The sequence below is a fragment of the Streptomyces sp. NPDC001270 genome (assembly GCF_042896695.1).
Classification (GTDB): domain Bacteria; phylum Actinomycetota; class Actinomycetes; order Streptomycetales; family Streptomycetaceae; genus Streptomyces.
Window position 1 is genome coordinate 260,802 of record NZ_JBIAXM010000006.1, and the last position, 18,875, is coordinate 279,676.

The 18,875-nt window shown below is 71.5% G+C and carries 19 protein-coding genes; 7 read left to right on the forward strand and 12 right to left on the reverse strand.

Annotation, left to right across the window (positions count from 1 at the left end; all coding sequences use genetic code 11):
• Positions 1–257: 257 nt before the first annotated feature.
• The gene (locus ACFY2B_RS13030; protein WP_390763192.1) at positions 258–992 is read left to right on the forward strand and encodes an NDP-sugar synthase; all 735 of its coding nucleotides are present in this window, start codon (positions 258–260) and stop codon (positions 990–992) included.
• A 382-nt stretch (positions 993–1,374) separates the two neighbouring features.
• Here ACFY2B_RS13030 and ACFY2B_RS13035 read toward each other — a convergent pair whose 3' ends face one another.
• The 7 genes from ACFY2B_RS13035 to ACFY2B_RS13065 all read right to left on the reverse strand — a co-directional run bounded on the left by ACFY2B_RS13035 (position 1,375) and on the right by ACFY2B_RS13065 (position 8,533).
• The gene (locus ACFY2B_RS13035; RefSeq protein WP_390763193.1) at positions 1,375–3,102 is read right to left on the reverse strand and encodes a DoxX family membrane protein; all 1,728 of its coding nucleotides are present in this window, start codon (positions 3,100–3,102) and stop codon (positions 1,375–1,377) included.
• A gap of 128 nt (positions 3,103–3,230) precedes the next feature.
• Positions 3,231–4,172 (reverse strand): 23S rRNA (guanosine(2251)-2'-O)-methyltransferase RlmB, encoded by a 942-nt coding sequence (gene rlmB / locus ACFY2B_RS13040; RefSeq protein ID WP_390763194.1) that lies wholly within the window; start codon positions 4,170–4,172, stop codon positions 3,231–3,233.
• A gap of 148 nt (positions 4,173–4,320) precedes the next feature.
• A complete protein-coding gene (gene cysS, locus ACFY2B_RS13045; protein ID WP_390763195.1) occupies positions 4,321–5,724 on the reverse strand; it encodes a cysteine--tRNA ligase in 1,404 nt (467 codons plus the stop codon).
• A 214-nt stretch (positions 5,725–5,938) separates the two neighbouring features.
• Positions 5,939–6,340, reverse strand: coding sequence for a PPOX class F420-dependent oxidoreductase (locus ACFY2B_RS13050; RefSeq protein ID WP_390763196.1), 402 nt, complete (start codon positions 6,338–6,340; stop codon positions 5,939–5,941).
• Positions 6,341–6,392: 52 nt separating this feature from the next.
• Entirely contained in the window at positions 6,393–6,911 is a 519-nt protein-coding gene (gene ispF, locus ACFY2B_RS13055) for a 2-C-methyl-D-erythritol 2,4-cyclodiphosphate synthase (protein WP_390763197.1), read from the reverse strand.
• Complete coding sequence (ispD, locus tag ACFY2B_RS13060; protein ID WP_390763198.1) at positions 6,901–7,680, reverse strand: 2-C-methyl-D-erythritol 4-phosphate cytidylyltransferase; 780 nt, start codon at positions 7,678–7,680, stop codon at positions 6,901–6,903. Before ispD ends, ispF begins: the two co-directional genes overlap by 11 nt.
• A gap of 370 nt (positions 7,681–8,050) precedes the next feature.
• On the reverse strand, positions 8,051–8,533 hold the full coding sequence (locus ACFY2B_RS13065; protein ID WP_010472787.1) for a CarD family transcriptional regulator: 483 nt from the start codon (positions 8,531–8,533) through the stop codon (positions 8,051–8,053).
• A gap of 597 nt (positions 8,534–9,130) precedes the next feature.
• Here ACFY2B_RS13065 and ACFY2B_RS13070 point away from each other — a divergent pair.
• Positions 9,131–9,817: a DUF461 domain-containing protein gene (locus ACFY2B_RS13070; RefSeq protein WP_390763199.1), complete on the forward strand. Its 687-nt coding sequence runs from the start codon at positions 9,131–9,133 to the stop codon at positions 9,815–9,817.
• Between the two features lie 178 nt (positions 9,818–9,995).
• Here ACFY2B_RS13070 and ACFY2B_RS13075 read toward each other — a convergent pair whose 3' ends face one another.
• Both ACFY2B_RS13075 and ACFY2B_RS13080 read right to left on the reverse strand, forming a co-directional pair.
• Positions 9,996–10,676 carry a response regulator transcription factor gene (locus ACFY2B_RS13075; RefSeq protein WP_010358452.1) on the reverse strand — a complete coding sequence of 227 codons (681 nt, stop codon included), beginning with the start codon at positions 10,674–10,676 and terminating at the stop codon, positions 9,996–9,998.
• Positions 10,673–11,932, reverse strand: coding sequence for a sensor histidine kinase (locus ACFY2B_RS13080; protein ID WP_390763200.1), 1,260 nt, complete (start codon positions 11,930–11,932; stop codon positions 10,673–10,675). Before ACFY2B_RS13080 ends, ACFY2B_RS13075 begins: the two co-directional genes overlap by 4 nt.
• Before the next feature lie 257 nt (positions 11,933–12,189).
• Between ACFY2B_RS13080 and phoU the strand changes: the two genes are divergently transcribed.
• From phoU to ACFY2B_RS13095, 3 genes are all read left to right on the forward strand, one after another.
• The gene (gene phoU / locus ACFY2B_RS13085) at positions 12,190–12,879 is read left to right on the forward strand and encodes a phosphate signaling complex protein PhoU (protein ID WP_390763201.1); all 690 of its coding nucleotides are present in this window, start codon (positions 12,190–12,192) and stop codon (positions 12,877–12,879) included.
• 152 nt (positions 12,880–13,031) lie between these two features.
• A complete protein-coding gene (locus ACFY2B_RS13090) occupies positions 13,032–13,187 on the forward strand; it encodes a hypothetical protein (RefSeq protein WP_376533562.1) in 156 nt (51 codons plus the stop codon).
• 481 nt (positions 13,188–13,668) lie between these two features.
• The gene (locus ACFY2B_RS13095) at positions 13,669–14,280 is read left to right on the forward strand and encodes a hypothetical protein (protein WP_390763202.1); all 612 of its coding nucleotides are present in this window, start codon (positions 13,669–13,671) and stop codon (positions 14,278–14,280) included.
• 184 nt (positions 14,281–14,464) lie between these two features.
• Here ACFY2B_RS13095 and ACFY2B_RS13100 read toward each other — a convergent pair whose 3' ends face one another.
• On the reverse strand, positions 14,465–15,142 hold the full coding sequence (locus ACFY2B_RS13100) for a TetR/AcrR family transcriptional regulator (protein WP_390763203.1): 678 nt from the start codon (positions 15,140–15,142) through the stop codon (positions 14,465–14,467).
• Positions 15,143–15,276: 134 nt separating this feature from the next.
• Here ACFY2B_RS13100 and ACFY2B_RS13105 point away from each other — a divergent pair, with 134 nt between their 5' ends.
• Positions 15,277–15,795, forward strand: coding sequence for a hypothetical protein (locus ACFY2B_RS13105; RefSeq protein ID WP_390763204.1), 519 nt, complete (start codon positions 15,277–15,279; stop codon positions 15,793–15,795).
• Between the two features lie 296 nt (positions 15,796–16,091).
• Here the strand turns inward: ACFY2B_RS13105 and ACFY2B_RS13110 are convergent, their stop codons facing one another.
• On the reverse strand, positions 16,092–16,853 hold the full coding sequence (locus ACFY2B_RS13110) for a phosphoglyceromutase (protein WP_376533560.1): 762 nt from the start codon (positions 16,851–16,853) through the stop codon (positions 16,092–16,094).
• A gap of 164 nt (positions 16,854–17,017) precedes the next feature.
• On the opposite strand from ACFY2B_RS13110, the gene ACFY2B_RS13115 reads away from it, so the two are divergent.
• On the forward strand, positions 17,018–18,292 hold the full coding sequence (locus tag ACFY2B_RS13115; protein ID WP_390763205.1) for an MDR family MFS transporter: 1,275 nt from the start codon (positions 17,018–17,020) through the stop codon (positions 18,290–18,292).
• A gap of 32 nt (positions 18,293–18,324) precedes the next feature.
• On the opposite strand, the gene ACFY2B_RS13120 is transcribed toward ACFY2B_RS13115, so the two are convergent.
• The gene (locus ACFY2B_RS13120; RefSeq protein ID WP_390763206.1) at positions 18,325–18,831 is read right to left on the reverse strand and encodes a DUF2000 family protein; all 507 of its coding nucleotides are present in this window, start codon (positions 18,829–18,831) and stop codon (positions 18,325–18,327) included.
• Positions 18,832–18,875: the final 44 nt, after the last annotated feature.

An 18,875-nucleotide genomic window follows, 5' to 3' on the forward strand; every position in this document is an offset into this window, starting at 1 on the left:
CGCGCCGCCGTCCGCCCCCCCCGCCGCCCACCCCCCCCCCCCCGGGGGGGGGGCCCCCCCCCCCGCCGCCCCCGCGCCCCGGGCGGGCGGGGGGGCCCCCCCCGCCCCCCCACGGCCATGGCCGGATGGCCGTGGCAGGTCGCTCAGGACCGGCCGGCCGCCACCGGGCAAGCGGTCGTTGGGAAGTCGGTAACGGCCGTTCAAGAAGCCCGTTGCGACCGGCCGTCCCGGCGGGGCGTGCGACGTACAGTTCGGGCATGACCGATCCGAACGCCGCGTCGCGCCCCACTCAAGCCGTCATCCTCGCCGGTGGCCAGGGCTCCCGGCTGCGCCCGTACACCGATGACCGGCCCAAGCCCATGGTCGAGATCCCCGGCACGGGCACCCCGATCATCGGCCACCAGCTCTCCTGGCTCGCCGAGGAGGGCGTCACCGACGTGGTGGTCTCCTGCGGCCACCTCGCCGAGGTCCTGGAGAAGTGGCTGGACACGGCCGACCTGCCGGTGCGGGTCAACACCGTCGTGGAGCCCGAACCACTCGGTCGCGGCGGCGGCCTGAAGTACGCGGCGGCCCGTCTCCCCCACCCGGACCGGCCCTGGTACGCCACCAACGGCGACATCTGGACCCGTTTCTCGCTGCGCGAGATGGCGGACTTCCACACCGAGCGCGATGCCGTCGCCACCTTGGCCCTGGCCCGGCCACGCATCCCCTGGGGCGCCGTCCAGACGGACGGCTTCGGCCATGTCACCGACTTCATCGAGGCCCCGCCGTCGACCTTCGAGATCAACGCGGGTGTCTACGTCTTCTCGGCGGAGTTCGCCGGACTGCTGCCCGAGCGCGGCGACCACGAGCGCACCACGTTCCCGCATCTGGCCCGCGAGCGCCGCCTGGCCGGCTTCCCGATCCCGCACGGCGCGTACTGGCGCGCCATCGACACCGCGAAGGATCTGACGGAGGCGGCGAAAGAACTGGCGGCGCTGGGCCGCCGCTGACGGGGCGCGCGGCCCATCCACCGGACGCCCCGCCCACACCAGGCGGCACCCGACGGCCACTGACGGCCGCCCACGGCCGAGACGGGATCTCCACCGGGATCTCCCCCGGACGGTCCCGGATGAACATCCCGGCGACGGTTCGACGAGCGGACCCGGCCGGGTCGCCGTCCGTCATTCATCGCCCATCGGTCGCCGTCCGCCGGTCGTCCGGCGGGTCGTCCTGCCGCCGGAGCCCGCACGGTACGCCGAAGGGGTCCAGCACCGCTGAAGGCGCCGGACCCCTGTCGTACGTTCCTGTCGTACGTTCCTGTCGTACGTTCCTCTCGTACGCCCCTGTCCCGCGCCCGTGGCGGGCGCGGTGGGCGGTGGGCGGTGGGCGGTGTCAGCCGAGCAGGCCGCCGACCAGATGTCCGCCGCCGCCGGACTGGCCCGAGCCGGACGAGCCGGAGCCGCCGCCGTCCGAGCTGCCCGAGCCGGCCGTGCTGCCCGCACCGCCACCCGAGCCACCGGTCGAACCGCCCGAGCCACCGGTCTGCGTGCCGCCGGCGGTGGGGCCCGCGGTGGTGGTGGGGGCCTGGTCGACCGGGGAGTTCCGCTGTGCCGGTGGCCGGCCCACGGTGCCCTGGGTCTGGCTCGGCGCACCGCCCACGGCGGCGCCGGAGGAGGGGGCCGCGCCCGGGGTCGTCGCCGCGCCGGACGGTCCGGCACCGGCCGTGGCGCCGCCGCTCGGCGCACTGGACGCCGACGGGCTGGTCGACTGCCGCAGGCCGGGCTCGTCGTCGGGCAGTGGCGCACCGGGCACGTTGTTGCGCGGCGCCTCGCCGGGGCCTGGCACGACCACCCGGCTGGAGTCGCGCACGGCACCGCCCAGCACGGAGCCGACGAGCAGGGTGAGCCCCACGGTGACGACGGTGACGAGGGCGCCCCGGCGCAGCACGTAGCGGCGCAGCTCCCAGATGTCGGAGCGGGGCCCCAGGGTGCGCCAGGCCCGGCCGGCCAGCCTTCCGTCCACCGAGTAGACGGGCGCACCGGCGATGACCAGCGGCGACCAGGCGGCCAGATAGATGATGTCGGGCGCGTCGTAGGCGGGTACGGTCTTCCAGCTGACGGTGACGATGAGCGCGGCCGAGAGCCCGGCGCCGACCAATGCGGCGACCCGCTGCCAGCAGCCCAGGACCGTGAGGACGCCCACGACGACCTGGAGGAAGGCGATGACGAGACCGGAGCCGACCGGGTGCTGGAGGGCGAACTGGCGCAGCGGCTCGGCCACGTCCCAGGGGTGCAGGGTGTTGAGCCACTTCACCATCGAGCCGCGCTTGCCGCCGTCGAAGTAGACGGGGTCGCAGAGCTTGCCCATGCCGGCGTAGACGGAGATGAAGCCGAGGAAGACGCGCAGCGGGAGCAGCACGACGCCGAGGTTCATCCGGCGGCCCGGGTAGTAGGCGTGCCTCGCCGGGTCGTCGCCGTAGCGCTTGCCCGCGGCCTCGCCGTCGGCGCCGGCCGACTCGTCGAAGTCCTCGAACTCGTCGAACTCCGCGTCGGCGTAGCCGGGTTCGTCGTACGCGCTGCCGACCGTCCGCATGTGCGGCAGGAGTCTGGTCTCGCCGGTGCCGGGCGGCGTGCGCTGGGGGCCGACGACGGGCGTCTCGGCGGTCCGCGTCCGGTCGAAGCCCGCGTAGCCGTCGTAGCCGTCGTAGCCGTCGTATCCGGTGTGGTCGGGGTAGCCGGTGTCGATGCGCGGGATGACCTGGGTGGCCGCTCCGGCGTCGAAGGACGGCTCGTCGGCGTGCCGGACGCCGCCCCGCACCGCCTGGAGCAGCCGGTGGCCGCCGGTGTCGTCGGGGGCCAGCCGGCCGCTCCAGACGACAGGGCGGCGCCGCGGCGCGGCCGGGCCGCGGGCGGGATCCTGGGCGGCGCCCAACTGCCCCGCCACACGCGGGGATTGGCTACGCCGTGTCGATGCGCCCAGCTGCACGCGGAAGCTCGCGTGATTGACGATGACCTGCGCCGGATCGCTCGGCACCTTCACCATGCTCAGCGCGGGAGCGTCGTCGTATCCCGACGAACGGTCCCCCGTGGGTGTGCGGGGTGTTCTGGTGTCCACACTCATCTAACCGAGTGACATGGGGTTTGGACACTGTCCTGCCCCGTCGGATCTGTCCGGACCGCGTCAAGCTTGTCCAGGACGACGGAATGCCACCGGAATTAACCCGTGTGAGTGGACTGACGCACGTGCGTTCAGGCCCGGCGGCGTGCCGTCTCGTACAGCACGATGCCGGCCGCCACACCCGCGTTCAGCGACTCGGCGCCGCCCGGCATCGGGATCCGGACCCGGAAGTCACAGGTCTCGCCGACCAGCCGGGACAGGCCCTTGCCCTCGCTGCCGACGACGATCACGACCGGGCTCTCCAGGGCCGCCAGGTCGCCCAGCTCGACGTCCCCGTCGGCGGCGAGGCCGACGATGACCATCCCGGCCTTCTTGTACGCCTCCAGGGCGCGCGTCAGGTTGGTGGCGCGGGCGACGGGCGTACGGGCGGCCGCACCGGCGGACGTCTTCCAGGCGCCCGCGGTCATGCCGGCCGCGCGGCGCTCGGGGACCACGACACCGTGCCCGCCGAAGGCGGAGACGGACCGGACGACGGCGCCGAGGTTGCGCGGGTCGGTCACCCCGTCGAGGGCGACGATCAGCGGGTCCTCGCCCGCGTCGTACGCGGCCTCGGCCAGGTCCTCCGGGTGGGCGTACTCGTACGGCGGGACCTGGAGCACCAGCCCCTGGTGGTTGAGGCCGTTCGTCATCCGGTCCAGCTCGGGCCGCGGGGCCTCCATGAGGTTGATGCCACCGCGCTCGGCGGCGAGTTGCAGCGCCTCGCGGACCCGCTCGTCGTTGTCGATGAACTGCTGGACGTAGAGGGTGGAGGCGGGCACGCCCTCGCGCAGCGCCTCGACGACCGGGTTGCGGCCGACGACCAGTTCCGACGTGGACCTGCCGCCGCCGCGGCGCTGCTGCGGACGGCCCTGCGCGCGGCGGGACTTCGCCGTGGCGGCGCGCTGCTTGGCGTGCCCCTTGCGCATCTCGGCGGGCGGGGTCGGCCCCTTGCCCTCCAGGCCCCGGCGCCGCTGGCCGCCACTGCCGACCTGCGCGCCCTTCTTGCCGGACATGCGGCGGTTGTTCGCGGCCATGACCCTCTACCCGTCTGTTGAAGCGTCGTACGTGTGAAGCGTCGCACGAATGTGTGTATGTCTGTCTGGTGCAGTGTGCCCGCCCGCGGACGGGCGGGCACCGGTCGGCCCCCGGGACGGCTTCACCGGTCCCGGGCGCCGGGCGGACTCAGCGCGGAGCGAGGCTCCAGCGCGGGCCCTGCGGGCTGTCCTCGATGACCAGGCCGGTCTGGTTCAGCTGGTCGCGGATGGCGTCCGCGGTGCCCCAGTCCTTGCGGGCGCGGGCGGACTCGCGCTGGTCGAGGACGAGTCGTACGAGGCTGTCGACCACGCCGTGCAGATCCTCGCCGCGGTCGCCGGCCTCGCCGACCCAGTGCGCGTCCAGCGGGTCGAGGCCGAGGACGCCGAGCATGGCCCGCACCTCGGCGAGCCGGGCCACGGCGGCCTCCTTGTCGTCGGCGGCGAGGGCGGAGTTGCCCTGCCGGACGGTGGTGTGCACGACCGCGAGTGCCTGCGGGACGCCGAAGTCGTCGTCCATCGCCTCGGCGAAGGCGGGCGGCACCTCGGCCGCGGGTTCGACGACTCCCCCGGCCTTCTCCACCACCCGCTGCACGAAGCCCTCGATCCGCGCGAACGCCGACTCGGCCTCGCGCAGCGACTCCTCGCTGTACTCGATCATCGAGCGGTAGTGCGGGGTGCCGAGGTAGTAGCGCAGCACGATCGGCCGCCACTGCCTGACCATCTCGGAGACGAGCACCGAGTTGCCGAGTGACTTGGCCATCTTCTCGCCGGCCATGGTCACCCAGGCGTTGTGCACCCAGTACTGCGCGAAGTCGTCGCCGTACGCCTTGGCCTGGGCGATCTCGTTCTCGTGGTGCGGGAAGATCAGGTCGAGCCCGCCGCCGTGGATGTCGAAGGCGCTGCCCAGGTACTTGTGCGCCATGGCGGAGCACTCCAGGTGCCAGCCCGGACGCCCGCGTCCCCACGGCGTCGGCCAGGTCGGCTCGCCGGGCTTGGCGGCCTTCCACATGGCGAAGTCCCGCGCGTCCCGCTTGCCGGTCTCGCCCGCGCCGGCCGGCTGCTGGAGGTTGTCCAGCTCCTGCCGGGACAGCTCCAGGTACTGCGGGAAGGACCGTACGTCGAAGTAGACGTTGCCGTCCGCCGCGTAGGCGTGCCCGCGCTCGATGAGGCGCTGCATCATCTCGGCCATCTCGGGCACGTGGCCGGTGGCGCGCGGTTCGTAGGTCGGCGGGAGGCACCCGAGGGCGTCGTAGCCGTCGTTGAAGGCGCGTTCGTTCTCGTACCCGATCGCCCACCAGGGCCGGCCCTGCTCGTGCGCCTTGGCGATGATCTTGTCGTCGATGTCGGTGACGTTCCTGATGAACGTCACCTGGTAGCCGCGGTACCGGAACCAGCGGCGCATGATGTCGAAGTTGAGGTACGAGCGGATGTGCCCGATGTGGGGTGCGGCCTGCACGGTGGCGCCGCACAGGTAGATCGAGACACAACCCGGCTTGAGCGGGGTGAAGTCACGGATCTGCCGAGCGCTGGTGTCGTACAGGCGAATGGTCACCACTCCAGGGTAGTGGGCGCGGGCGAGTGCCTCGCGCCCGTTCCGCCCAAAGGGCATGCATTCGTGACCTCGTCCCGGGCCGGGCGGCGGGGAGCGGACGAGCGCCGTCGCACCGCCCGCGCGGAGCCGGCCGCGCGGCCCTGAGCCCGCCGGTGCGGGGCCGCCTGCCGGGGTGCGGTCACCTGCCGGCGGGCGGACGCCCACGGGTGCGCGGTCACATGCCGACGACCCGGCGCGGGGTGACCCGCACCACCACCCGCTCGGCGTCCCGCACCGAGTCCGGGGCGAACTCGGCGTACTTCTTGCCCGTGTACTTCAGGCTGAGTTCGTCGATGAGTTCCTGGCCGCCCTCGGTGGTCAGCTCCGCGCTGCCGCGGATCTCGGCGTACTCGTAGGGCGAGTCGGGGTCCTGCACGACGATGCTCACCCGGGGGTCCCGGTCGAGGTTCAGCTTCTTGCGGCGGTCGACCGTGGTGGAGACCAGGATCTGGTCGCCCTCCCGCTTCACCCACACCGGGGACAGCTGCGGGCTGCCGTCGGGCTGGACGGTGCCGAGCACGATGAAGACGGGGCTGTCCAGCAGGGCCTTGAGCTGGTCGGGCAGGGCGACGGACATGACGGGGGTACCTCCTGGTCGGCGACGACTCTGCCCGTACCCTCGCACGCCCTCAGTCCACGCGCGCGACCAGGGCCGTGGCGATGGCCATCAGCCCCTCGTCCCGGCCCGGGAAGCCCAGGCCGTCGGTGGTCGCGCCGGAGACCGTGACCGGGGCCCCGGCGGCGTCCGAGAGGATCTTCTGGGCCTCGTCGCGGCGCTTGCCGATCTTGGGGCGGGCCCCGACGACCTGCACCGCGACATTGCCGATACGGAAACCGGCGGCGCGCACGATACGGGCCGCCTCGGTCAGCAGGGTGACCCCGGAGGCGCCGGACCATTCGGGGCGCCCGGTGCCGAAGTGCTGCCCCAGGTCACCGAGGCCGGCGGCGGAGAACAGCGCGTTGCACGCGGCGTGCGCGACGACGTCCGCGTCGGAGTGGCCGGCCAGCCCCGGGCCCTCGCCCTCCCACTTCAGGCCCGCGCACCACAGCTCGCGGCCCTCCTCGAAGGCGTGGATGTCGGTGCCGATGCCGACCTGGGGCAGCGGCACCGCCGGCCCGGAAACCGTCGGGTGCTGGTCAGAAGCCATCGTTGAGCCTCCTGCGGGCCAGGACCGCCTCCGCGAGGACCAGGTCCAACGGGCGGGTGACCTTGAACGCCTCCTCGTGGCCGGGGACCACCACGACCTGCTCGCCGAGCTGCTCCACCATGCTCGCGTCGTCGGTCACGTCGCCGGTGACGGTCTCGTGGGCCCGCACCAGCGTCCGTCGGTCGAAACCCTGGGGCGTCTGCACCGCCCGCAGCCGGGCCCGCGCGGGCGTGGCCACCACCGGCTCCGCAGCGCCCGGCTCGGCGGCGGGCTCGACCTCCTTGACGGTGTCGGCGAGGGGCAGCGCGGGCACGACGGCGCGGGCTCCGTCCCGTACCGCCTCGATCACCGCGTCCACGGTGTCCACCGGCACCAGCGGGCGGGCCGCGTCGTGCACGAGGACCACGCCGTACTCGGGCGGCAGGGCGTCGAGCCCGAGCCGTACGGACTCCTGGCGGGAGTCCCCGCCGGGGACGACCAGGAAGTCCGTCCTGCCGCCGCTGCCGCTGGGGATGCCGCCCCCGGGCAGGCCGTGCGCGTCGAGGAGCGACTTGACCTCGGCGGCGCCGTCCGGCGGGGCCACCACGACCACGAGGGAGACGGCGCGGGACGCGGCGAGCGCGCGGGCCGCGTGGATGAGCATGGGGGTGCCGTTCAGCGCGCGGAGCGCCTTGGGCGCGCCCGGACCGAGGCGTACGCCTTTGCCGGCGGCCGGAATCACGGCGGCGACCAGGGGCGGCGCGGGGGAAGGACGCGAAACGTCAGACATCGGTTCCTGTCAGGTTTGTGTGCTCGGCCTACGTGGGTATGGCCTGGACGAGTGCCGGGCGCGACGCCTTGACCGGACCCTTCCGTGACACCGGTCGAGCCAGCTGCCCGGGCCCGGCACATCAAGTATCCGGGGTTCCCGGTGGTGTGTGTCGGGGCTTTTCCCGAGGTGGTCGAGGGGATTTCCGATCGGGGGGTTCCGAGTCGTACGACGGGTCCGCGACAGCCAGGCACATTCCGGGACGTACGGTCCGCGCCGGGGGAATTCCGCGCCCGGGGATGGACATGCCGCAGCGCCCGGCGACGGGGAACCGTCATCGGGCACCGCGGCATTCACTGTGCTGAGCTGAGCGGGCGTCGCCTGCCTGGGGTCAGGACGCGAGGACCTCGTCGAGCAGGGTTTCGGCCTTGTCCTCGTTGGTGTTCTCCGCGAGGGCGAGTTCGCTCACCAGGATCTGGCGGGCCTTGGCGAGCATGCGCTTCTCACCGGCGGACAGTCCGCGCTCGCGCTCGCGACGCCACAGGTCGCGCACGACTTCCGCAACCTTGATGACATCGCCGGAGGCGAGCTTCTCCAGATTTGCCTTGTATCGACGCGACCAGTTCGTGGGCTCCTCGGCATACGGCGCGCGCAGCACCTCGAAGACCCGGTCCAGCCCGTCCTGACCGACCACATCACGCACGCCCACGAACTCAGCATTGTCCGCTGGCACACGCACCGTCAGGTCACCCTGGGCGACCTTCAGCACCAAGTAGGTCTTGTCCACGCCTTTGATCTGACGAGTTTCGATAGCCTCGATCAGCGCGGCCCCGTGATGGGGATAGACCACGGTGTCGCCAACCTTGAACGTCATGTGACAGGTACCCCTTCCGTGGCTATCCAGGGTAACACGGATACGGCGTCTTCTGAATGGCGTTTTCGCAGGTCAGGGCATATCTCGGGGCTTGACAACTGCGACAGGGACGTGCTTCACAAGGCCGGCGGAAGCAGGTATTCGCAGGTCGGAGCACCTCTGCGGGCAATGCGAAACGCGTACGTCACACACCTCAGGAGGCCCCTCCGAGTGGATGAACATCCCCATTTGTCCGGTTCCAGGCGTGCGACTTCCGCTACTCCGTTCGGCCCCTCCAGCCCGGTACGAGACGAATCCAGAATTGATCACAGGCGCCCCGAGGAGCGGTGCGTGATCTATATCCGGAGGGCCCCTGCATTCCTTCACGGAAATTTTGCGCACCCTGTTATGTGAATGCCGGACGAGTACCGAGTGAAAGTGACTCACGGGTCACTTGTGCGGCGCTGGGACACCCCCTGCGGGAGGGACGCGGGACCGCTTGGGGAGGGTCGGGTGCGGGCGTGACGGAACGGCTCGGTAACCTAAGCGCGCTGACAGATACTTAGGGCGGCTTTATCAGGGAGTCGCCCTCCCTGCGTTCAAGGAGTTGCCGCCGCCGTGAGCAGCAGCCTTCGACGCGGCGCCCTCGCCGCCTCCGCCATCGTGTTCCCGATCGCCCTGCTCGCCGCCTGCGGCGCCGGCAACAACTCGCAGACCCTGGAGATCAAGCCGGACAACGCGGGGGTGAAGGTCGGCGACATCAAGGTGCAGAACGCGATCGTCGTGACCCAGCCCGACCTCCAGTCCACGGGCCCGGCGGTGGTCGCCGCGACCATCTTCAACAACGGCAGCACCGACCAGACCCTCCAGTCGATCACCGTCGCCGGCCTCAACAAGAGCGCCCAGCTCACCCCGGCCAAGGGCCGGTCGCTGACCATTCCGGCCCACGGCTCGCTGATCCTCGGCGGGAAGAACAACGCCTCCGCCGTGCTGCCCAGCAGCCGCGAGGCGATCCAGGACGGCAACGCCCAGAAGGTCACCTTCACCCTCAGCGAGACCGGTGACGTGAGCCTGCGCGCCTTCGTGGTGCCCGCCGAGCGCTACTTCGCCTCGTGGGGCCCGAGCACGATCCCGTCGCCCTCGGCCACGATGTCGCCCGCCGCGGGTGCCACCGCGAGCGGCAGCGGCAAGCCGTCGAACGACAAGCCCTCCACCGACCCGTCGGCGACGACCGGGGAGACCGCGCCCGGCCACACCACCCCGACGAACTCGGCCTCCGAGTCGGTCACGCCGCCCGGCAACTGAGCGGACGCGGCGCGGCGAAATGCCGCACGGCGAAGGGCGGCGCCACTCGGGGCGCCGCCCTTCGCCGCGTGTGCGTCAGGTGCAACAGGAACAGCGTCAGGTGCGACAGATACGGCTCACGGCTCGGCGCGGTTCACCACGCACGGTCCGACGCGGCTCGCGCTCCACGCCTCGCGGTCTACGGCTCGAACTTGTAGCCCAGGCCGCGGACCGTCACCAGGTAGCGCGGCGCGCCCGGGTCGGGCTCGATCTTGGCGCGCAGCCGCTTGACGTGGACGTCCAGGGTCTTGGTGTCGCCCACGTAATCGGCGCCCCAGACCCGGTCGATGAGCTGCATCCGGGTCAGCACCCGCCCGGCGTTGCGCAGCAGCATCTCCAGCAGGTCGAACTCCTTGAGCGGCAGGTCGACCTTGGAGCCCGAGACGGTGACCACATGGCGGTCGACGTCCATCCGGACCGGGCCGGCCTCCAGGGCCGCCGGAGTGACCTCCTCCGGCTCACCGCGGCGGCGCAGCACGGCCCGGATCCGGGCGACCAGCTCGCGCGAGGAGAACGGCTTGGTGACGTAGTCATCGGCTCCTATTTCCAGGCCGACCACCTTGTCGATCTCGCTGTCCTTGGCGGTGACCATGATCACCGGGACGTTGGAGCGGCCGCGCAGCTGGCGGCATACCTCCGTACCGGGCAGGCCCGGCAGCATCAGGTCGAGGAGGACGAGGTCGGCGCCGTTGCGCTCGAACTCGTCGAGTCCGTCGGGGCCGGTGGCCGCGACGGCGACCTCGAAGCCCTCCTTGCGGAGCATGTACGACAGGGCGTCGGAGAAGGACTCCTCGTCCTCGACGACGAGCACTCGGGTCACGGAAGGACCTCCGGGGCGGAAAGCGTTTCGTACGCGGTCGGGTCGGGGGTTGGTGACTGCCCGTCCTCTTCTTCGAGGTCGGGGTGGAGCTGAGCACGGTCGCGGGCCACGCCCGCCTCCGGCAGCCGCAGGGTGAACGTGGAGCCCTGGCCTTCGGCGCTCCACACCGTGACCTCCCCGCCGTGCGAGGCGACCACGTGCTTGACGATCGCGAGACCCAGGCCGGTGCCACCGGTGGCCCGGGAACGGGCCGGGTCGACGCGGTAGAAGCGCTCGAAGATGCGCTCCTTGTCCTTGTCGGAGATGCCGATGCCCTGGTCGGTCACGGCGAGTTCGATCATGTCGCCGCCCGATCCGCTGATCCGGCGGGCGGCTATGCCCACGCGGGTGCGGGCCGGGGAGTAGTTCACGGCGTTCTCGACGAGGTTGCCGAGGGCGGCGGCGAGCTGCCCGCGGTTTCCCCAGACGTGCAGATCCGCGGTGCCTCCCGCGGCCATGGTGATCTGCTTGGTACCGGCCTGGTGGCGGCAGCGGTCGATGGCCTCGGCGACCAGTTCGTCGACCCGGACCGGTTCGGCGTCCTCCAGCGGGTCGTCGTTCTGCACCCGGGACAGGTCGATCAGCTCCTGGACCAGGTTGGTCAGCCGCGTCGCCTCGATCTGCATGCGGCCGGCGAAGCGCTGCACGGCCTCCGGGTCGTCCGAGGCGTCCATGACGGCCTCCGACAGCAGGGAGAGCGCGCCGACCGGGGTCTTCAGCTCATGGCTGACGTTGGCGACGAAATCGCGGCGTACCGCTTCGATACGGCGGGCCTCGGTGAGGTCCTCGACGAGCAGCAGCACCAGCCGGGACCCGAGCGGCGCCACCCGCGCGGAGACGGCCAGGGCCTCGCCCCGCCCGCTGCCGCGCCGCGGAAGATCCAGTTCGACCTGGCGTATCTCCCCGTCGCGCCGGGTGTCCCGGGCCATCTGGAGCATGGGTTCGATGGCCAGCTTGCCGCCGCGCACCAGGCCCAGGGCGTACGCGGCCGAGCTGGCCTTGACGACGGCGTCCGCCTCGTCGAGGACGACGGCGGAGGAGCGGAGCACGGACAGGACGGTGTCCACGCCCGGCGGCAGCACCGGGTCCGTGTGCAGCGAGGTCCGTGTCGGGCGCTTCTGCTCCCGCTCGCTCCAGCGGAACGCCAGCATGGCGATCACGCCGGTGAGCACCCCGGCGATCGCTGCCGCTGCGGCGACCGCCGCGTTCACGTCCATGCACCCAGGTTAGGCATGGGGTACGACATGCCCACAGCCGTCGGAGTGCGACCTCCGACACTCGTCGCTCAGAGTTCACCTTGGAGCCAGTATTGGTTCATTTGGGGTGGAAGAAAGCGACGGGTACGAGCCGGAACGTGGGAGCGTGGGGTTCGGCACCGCTGGTTTCGTGACCGGTTTCCTGACCGGTTCCGTGACCGGATTCACGACGGGCCCCGGCCCGGACCCCGAAGGACACGTAGGAGAGGGAGCCCCTGATGCGGGACGCGTACCACGAGGAACTTGACTCGATCGTAGACGGACTGGTCGAGATGGCCCGGCTCGTCGGGTCGGCGATCGGGCGCGCCACGACGGCGATCCTCGACTCCGACCTGAAGCTGGCCGAGAACGTGATCGAGGCCGACCAGAAGGTCGACGAGCTCCAGCACGACCTCGAAGCCCGGGCGATAGCGCTGCTGGCGCGGCAGCAGCCGGTGGCCACCGACCTCCGGGTCGTCGTCACCTCGCTGCGCATGTCGGCCGACCTGGAGCGCTCCGGCGACCTGGCCCAGCACGTGGCCAAGCTCACCCGGCTGCGCTTCCCGGCGCGCGCGATCCCGGTGGACCTGCACGCCACGATCCTGGAGATGGGCCAGCTCGCGCAGCGGCTGATGGCGAAGGCGGCCGAGGTCATCGTCACCAAGGACATCGACCTGGCGCTCCAGCTGGAGCAGGACGACGACGAGATGGACCTCCTGCACCGCACCCTCTTCCAGCACCTGATGGACGACCGCTGGAAGCACGGCATAGAGACCGCCGTGGACGTCACCCTGCTGGGCCGCTACTACGAGCGGTACGCCGACCACGCGGTGGCCGTCGCCAAGCGCGTGGTGTTCCTCGTGACGGGCGAGCACGCGGACGAACTGCAGGCGGAGATCCAGCCGGTGACGGGGGTCGAGGGCCCCTGACCCCCGGGGCCGGGCCCGTGCCCGGCGGGGCGCTCGAACGTTTCTGCCCAGGGCACGTGGGCGCCTCCGTGCGCCGTTGATGCGCCCGAGGAAACGGGCATGGAATGGGCAAAGGCACCACGCTCCAGCCGCCAGGCCCCCAGGAGGTACCCATGGCCGAATCGCCCAGCACCACGCCCGACCCCACTCAGGAGCGCGAGACCGACCAGCCCGCCGAGATCCGGAACCTCCCGCTTTTCGGCGCGTGCGGGTGCGGCTCGGGCTGCGGCTGCGGCTGCCAGTCGGGCAGCCCCTGCCAGTGCGGCTGACGACTCCCGCCGCCGCGCCCGGCCGGCCGTACTGGCCGCGCTCCGGTCGTCGTCGGCACGAAGGGCCCCGGTGAGACACCTCACCGGGGCCCTTCCGCGACACTTCCCCGGGCCCTTCCGCACGGCGGAACCCGCCCGCCGCCGCCCGCTTCCCGCTTCCCGCTCTGCCTTCCGCACGGCGAGGTCCCGCACGGCGAGGTCCCGCCCGGCGAGGTCCCGCCCGGCGGGCTTCCGCCCGGCGGGCTTCCTGTTCGCAGCGGTGCCGATTCCCCGCTTCGCAGTGGTGCCGATCCTCCGCGACCTCCGCTGACCCGGTGACGTGCGCGATGTCCGCACCGCGCGACATGATCCGTCGGTGCTGTAACAGGTGTAACGGGAGTGTCTTAACGCTCCTCGCTTCCAAACTCGCCCGACCATCGCGGCATCAGAACGGTCAGCAAGCCCGGTACCCGGGAGCAGGAAGCCTTCAGAGGAGATAACCATGCGTGGTCGGAAGATCTCGGTGCTCGCCCTTGCCGCCGTCGCCGCCAGCCTGTCGCTCACGGCATGCAACGGCAGCGGTGTCAACGCCTCGTCGTCCACCACCGGTTCGTCCGTCTCCACGAGCACCGCGCAGCCCGGTACGTCCGGCGACAAGACCGGGCAGGGCTCCACCACCAAGTCGTCGGGCGCTTCCGACGAGTCCGGGAAGAAGTGCACGGACCAGATCAACTACGCGGGCGACTCCCGGTCCAACGCCGAAATCAACTCCCTCGGCGAGCAGACCGGCACCTGCCCGGCACCGGAGACCGACAGCACGCCGTCGACGGACAGCACGCCGGAAACGAACGGCGCACCGGAGGGCGAGCCCGCGAAGTGCACCAACCAGCTCGACTACGCCGATGACCCCAGGTCCAACGCCGAGATCAACTCCATCGGCTACGACACCGGCACCTGCCCGGCACCGGAATCGGCGGACGGCACGCCGACCGGCAGCCCCCAGCCCCAGAAGTGCACCAACCAGATCGACTACGCGGGAGACCCCCGGTCCAACGCCGAGATCAACTCCATCGGCTACGACACCGGCACCTGCCCGCCGGTTCAGAAGGGCTGAACGGACCGTTCCCGGTTCGCTCCCGGCCCGGTACGAACGACGGGCCCAGCACGACCTGAAGCCCCCTTCCGGCGGAGCATCCGCATCCGCAGGCGGGGGGCTTGGTCGTGCTCGGGGCCACTTCTACGGTGTCGCCCCGCTCCCCCAGCCGGCGCCCGCCTCTGGCGGTGGGCCGGCTGCGCCGTCACCGGGTACCGCTGCCCGGCTCCAGACCGTCGAGCAGGGCCCGGAGGCCGAACTCGAAGGTCTTGTCGGGGGCGGCGGCGTATTCGGTCGCCGCCCGGGTTTCCAGCCGGGCGCGCAGGCGCGGGTACCGCACGGCGATCTCCCGCGCCTTGGTCATGGCCTCTTGGACCTGCTCATCGGCGGTGGCGCGGTCCTCGGTGTGTTTCCGGGTGAGTGAGGCGGTCGCGGCGATGCCGGCCGCGTTGCCCAGGACGTAAGTGAAGACGGAGGCCGCAGCCTGGTCGGCCTGGGCGCCGGTGAAACCGGCGGCCTCGTAGACGGCCAGGCTGTGGTCGTCGTGGCGGGCCTTGCCGTCGCCGTAGACGACGTGCGCGGCGAAGACCTGTACCAGCCAGGGGTGCCGGACGAACATCCCGTACAGGTCCGTGGCCATGGCGGCGGCCGCGGTGCGCCAGTCGACCGCGTCCAGATCGGGCAGCTTCAGCTCGCCCCACACCTGGTCGGTGGCGAGCAGCACGAGATTGTCCTTGTTCTTCACATGCCAGTACACGGCCGTGGCGGCGGAGTCGAGCCGTTTGCCCAGGGCGCGCATGTTCAGCCCTTCGAGGCCGTCGGCGTCCAGAAGCTCGACGGCGGTATGGACGATCTGGTCACGGGTGAGCGTGTCGCGCGGCATGACCTCACGGTACGCAGCGCCTTGCACAAAGTTCAAGCAAGGACTTGAACGACGTTCAAGTAACGGCGTACGGTCTTCCTCGACAGTCGATTGAACTTAGTGCAAGTCGGAAGCACAAGTCGGAGGAGAGCCCCATGAACACCCTCGCCGCCCTCATGCAGTTGCTCGTCGCCGCCGCCTTCGTCAGCATCCCGGTGGTCCGCCACCGCTTCGGTCCCGCCGCGAAGGCCGCCGCCGTGACCGAACTCCGCCGCCAGAACGTCCGCCCGGAGGTGCTCGATGAGAACGGGCTCCGGTTCGACGCCGGCGGCCACGAGACCGCGGCTCCGGCGACCGTCGCCGCGGTGATGACCGCCACCGCCGCCCTGAACCTCGCCGACACCGACCTGGCACAGCCGCTGACCTGGATCTTCTCCTCATTGGTCCTGGTGATGAACGCGGCGATCGTGTACAGCAACCGCACCGCGGTGAAGTCCGTGGAGACCGCCTTCCGCCGCAAGGGCGACCCGGAACTCGCCCGCGTCGAGGTCGCGCCCTTCCTCCAGGCCGCCGAGGCCGCCTTCCCCCGCTGGGTGCGCACCCAGACCTACCTGCGCAATACGGTCGTCTTCGCCGGCTCCACCGTCGCCCTGATCGCCGTCTCCCTCGTCTGAGCAACGCAGCTGTCAGAGCCTTCTGACCGGCGGCTCTCATGAGAACCAGCCGTCGGTTGCCGTACCAGGCGTGGCGCGGTCCTGTGAGGGCTTACCGGGCGGCGCTGAAGGTGGACGCGCTCCTGATGCCGAGCAGCAGTCATGACCGGGCCCGGAAGCTCTCGGGCGAGCCCTCCGCCCCAGGACCCCACGGACTGAGGTTCCGAAGAGGTCGAAGAGGTTCCGGAGAGCGTGCAGTGCATGAAAATGCCTCCCATCCGCGCCGTATGCGCAGGTGGGAGGCATGCTCAGGAAACTTACTTCTTCTTCCCCTGGTTCTTGACCGCCTCGATGGCCGCTGCCGCCGCGTCCGGGTCGAGGTACGTGCCGCCCGGGGTCAGGGGCTTGAAGTCGGCGTCGAGTTCGTAGGCCAGGGGGATGCCCGTGGGGATGTTCAGGCCCGCGATGTCGGCGTCCGAGATGCCGTCGAGGTGCTTGACCAGGGCGCGCAGGCTGTTGCCGTGGGCGGCGACCAGGACCGTGCGGCCGGCCAGCAGGTCGGGGACGATGCCGTCGTACCAGTAGGGGAGCATGCGGACGACGACGTCCTTCAGGCACTCCGTGCGCGGGCGCAGCTCCGGCGGGATGGAGGCGTAGCGGGGGTCGTCCGACTGGGAGAACTCGGTGCCGTCCGCCAGCGGGGGCGGCGGGGTGTCGTACGAGCGGCGCCACAGCATGAACTGCTCCTCGCCGAACTCGGCGAGGGTGGCGGCCTTGTCCTTGCCCTGGAGGGCGCCGTAGTGGCGCTCGTTCAGGCGCCAGGAGCGGTGGACCGGGATCCAGTGGCGGTCGGCGGCCTCCAGCGCGAGCTGCGCGGTGCGGATCGCGCGCTTCTGGAGGGAGGTGTGGACCACGTCGGGCAGGAGGTCGGCGTCCTTCAGCAGTTCACCACCGCGGACCGCCTCCTTCTCGCCCTTCTCGTTCAGGTTGACGTCCACCCAGCCGGTGAACAGGTTCTTCGCGTTCCACTCGCTCTCGCCGTGACGGAGCAGGATCAGCTTGTACGGTGCGTCGGCCATGCCCCAGAGCGTAATCGACGCGTTCGAACGGCCGCTGAAGCGCCCGGAGGCCGGACGGTTGACGGCATCTGTTAATCGAGTGGCCGTCGCCGGATGCCACCTCGTAAGTTGTGCGCAGCACTTGGGGTACTTACATGAGGTACCGGCATCCGGGGGGTCCGTCCATGTCCGTCGCTTCCTTCAGACGTGCCGCCCGGGAGTCCGTCTCCGGGCTGCCCCCCGCCTTCTGGTGGCTGTGGACCAGCACCCTCGTCAACCGGCTCGGCAGCTTCGTCGCCACGTACATGGCGCTCTACCTGACCGTGAACCAGGGGTACAGCGCGGCCTACGCGGGACTCGTCGCCTCGCTGCACGGGCTGGGCGGGGTCGTCTCCGCGCTCGGCGGGGGCGTGCTGGCCGACCGGCTGGGGCGGCGGCCGACGCTGCTGATCGCCCAGTCGGCCACCGCCGCCTCGGTGGCGCTGCTCGGGTTCATGCACCATCCCGTCGCCATCGCCGCCGTCGCGTTCCTCGTCGGCATGGCCGCCACCGCCTCGCGGCCCGCGGTGCAGGCGATGATGGCCGACATCGTCCGGCCCGAGGACCGGGTGCGCGCGTTCTCGCTGAACTACTGGGCGATCAACCTCGGCTTCGCCGTCTCCTCCATGGCGGCGGGCTTCATCGCCGAGGTCAGCTATCTGGCCGGCTTCCTGATCGAGGCCGGGATGACGGCGGTCTGCGCGGTCGTCATCTTCGTCAAGCTGCCCGAGTCGCGGCCGGAGCGGGCCGCGGTCGGCAAGGACGCCGCGCCGGCCGCCGGGGACGGCGCGAGTCTGCGGAGCGTGCTGCGCGACGGGCGGTTCATGGCCGTGGTCGGGCTGTCCTTCCTCGTCGCGGTCGTCTTCCAGCAGGGCTCGGTCGGGCTGCCGGTGGCGATGGGCTCCGCCGGGTTCTCGCCCGTCGACTACGGCATGGCGATCGCCGTCAACGGTGTGCTGATCGTCGCCCTGCAGATCCCCGTGACCCGGTTCATCGAGCACCGGGACCCGCGCCGGCTCCTCCTGGTCTCCTCGCTGGTGGCCGGGTACGGCTTCGGGCTCACCGCGTTCGCCGGTTCGGTCGGCGTGTTCGCGCTCACCGTGTGCGTGTGGACGCTCGCCGAGATCGTGAACGCGCCCACCCAGACGGGGCTGGTGGTGCGGCTCTCGCCGGTGCACGGGCGCGGGCGCTACCAGGGCATGTACACCCTGTCCTGGTCCGTCGCCGCACTGGTCGCCCCCTTGATGTCCGGTCTGGTCATCGACCGCTTCGGCGCCCGGTGGCTGTGGGCGATGTGCGCCGTCGTGGGCACGGTGGCGGCGCTCGGGTACTGGCTGCTGATGCGGCGGCTGCCCGCCGAGCGGTCCGCGCCGCCCGCGCCCGCGCCCGCCGGCCAGGAGCCCGGGGTCCGCGCGGCCTGACCGAGGCGGCGACCGGACCGGCACGGCACGGCTCACGGGTGCATGTGCGCGCCCTTGAGGGTCTTGTCCACGGCGGCCCGCGGGCCGTACACGGCGAGGCCCACGAGGTCCAGTTCCGCCGTGGGCACCGCCCGGACGGCCGCCCGGTTGTCGCGGTCGTTGCCCGTGGTGAACAGGTCGGAAGTGAACACGGACCGGGGCAGCGCCCTGGTCAGGGCCCGGGTGTGGGCGGTGGTCAGGGTCTCCTTGGTGGCCTCGAAGACCAGGACCGGCTGGCGGAACATCGGCAGATAGGGGACGCCGTCCGCGTCCGCGTAGGGCTCCCCGATCACCTCGGGCAGCTGCGTGCCCAGGCCGCTGACCAGGAACGCCGTGACGTTCAGCCGCTGCCAGGGCGCCAGGTCCGCGCGGAGCAGTACGGCGATCTTCGTGTCGAAGCGGACGGGTTCCCGGCTCGGTGCGACCGGTGCGATCGGTGAGTTCTGCGTGTTCTGCGTGTTCTGCGTGTTCTGCGTGCTCGGGGTGCTCGGCGTGCTCATGCACCGAGACTGCCGGGCGCCCCCTGACACCGTCTTGTACGTTC

What these genes read in the sequence shown, in the direction of transcription:
- ACFY2B_RS13030 (WP_390763192.1), top strand. Translation starts at nt 258, where the DNA reads ATGACCGATCCGAACGCCGCGTCGCGCCCCACTCAAGCCGTCATCCTC.
- ACFY2B_RS13035 (WP_390763193.1), bottom strand. Translation starts at nt 3,102, where the DNA reads ATGAGTGTGGACACCAGAACACCCCGCACACCCACGGGGGACCGTTCG.
- rlmB (WP_390763194.1), bottom strand. Translation starts at nt 4,172, where the DNA reads ATGGCCGCGAACAACCGCCGCATGTCCGGCAAGAAGGGCGCGCAGGTC.
- ACFY2B_RS13050 (WP_390763196.1), bottom strand. Translation starts at nt 6,340, where the DNA reads ATGTCCGTCGCCCTGCCCGACCAGCTCAAGGCCCTGCTGGACAGCCCC.
- ispF (WP_390763197.1), bottom strand. Translation starts at nt 6,911, where the DNA reads ATGGCTTCTGACCAGCACCCGACGGTTTCCGGGCCGGCGGTGCCGCTG.
- ispD (WP_390763198.1), bottom strand. Translation starts at nt 7,680, where the DNA reads ATGTCTGACGTTTCGCGTCCTTCCCCCGCGCCGCCCCTGGTCGCCGCC.
- ACFY2B_RS13065 (WP_010472787.1), bottom strand. Translation starts at nt 8,533, where the DNA reads ATGACGTTCAAGGTTGGCGACACCGTGGTCTATCCCCATCACGGGGCC.
- ACFY2B_RS13080 (WP_390763200.1), bottom strand. Translation starts at nt 11,932, where the DNA reads ATGGACGTGAACGCGGCGGTCGCCGCAGCGGCAGCGATCGCCGGGGTG.
- phoU (WP_390763201.1), top strand. Translation starts at nt 12,190, where the DNA reads ATGCGGGACGCGTACCACGAGGAACTTGACTCGATCGTAGACGGACTG.
- ACFY2B_RS13090 (WP_376533562.1), top strand. Translation starts at nt 13,032, where the DNA reads ATGGCCGAATCGCCCAGCACCACGCCCGACCCCACTCAGGAGCGCGAG.
- ACFY2B_RS13095 (WP_390763202.1), top strand. Translation starts at nt 13,669, where the DNA reads ATGCGTGGTCGGAAGATCTCGGTGCTCGCCCTTGCCGCCGTCGCCGCC.
- ACFY2B_RS13100 (WP_390763203.1), bottom strand. Translation starts at nt 15,142, where the DNA reads ATGCCGCGCGACACGCTCACCCGTGACCAGATCGTCCATACCGCCGTC.
- ACFY2B_RS13105 (WP_390763204.1), top strand. Translation starts at nt 15,277, where the DNA reads ATGAACACCCTCGCCGCCCTCATGCAGTTGCTCGTCGCCGCCGCCTTC.
- ACFY2B_RS13110 (WP_376533560.1), bottom strand. Translation starts at nt 16,853, where the DNA reads ATGGCCGACGCACCGTACAAGCTGATCCTGCTCCGTCACGGCGAGAGC.
- ACFY2B_RS13115 (WP_390763205.1), top strand. Translation starts at nt 17,018, where the DNA reads ATGTCCGTCGCTTCCTTCAGACGTGCCGCCCGGGAGTCCGTCTCCGGG.
- ACFY2B_RS13120 (WP_390763206.1), bottom strand. Translation starts at nt 18,831, where the DNA reads ATGAGCACGCCGAGCACCCCGAGCACGCAGAACACGCAGAACACGCAG.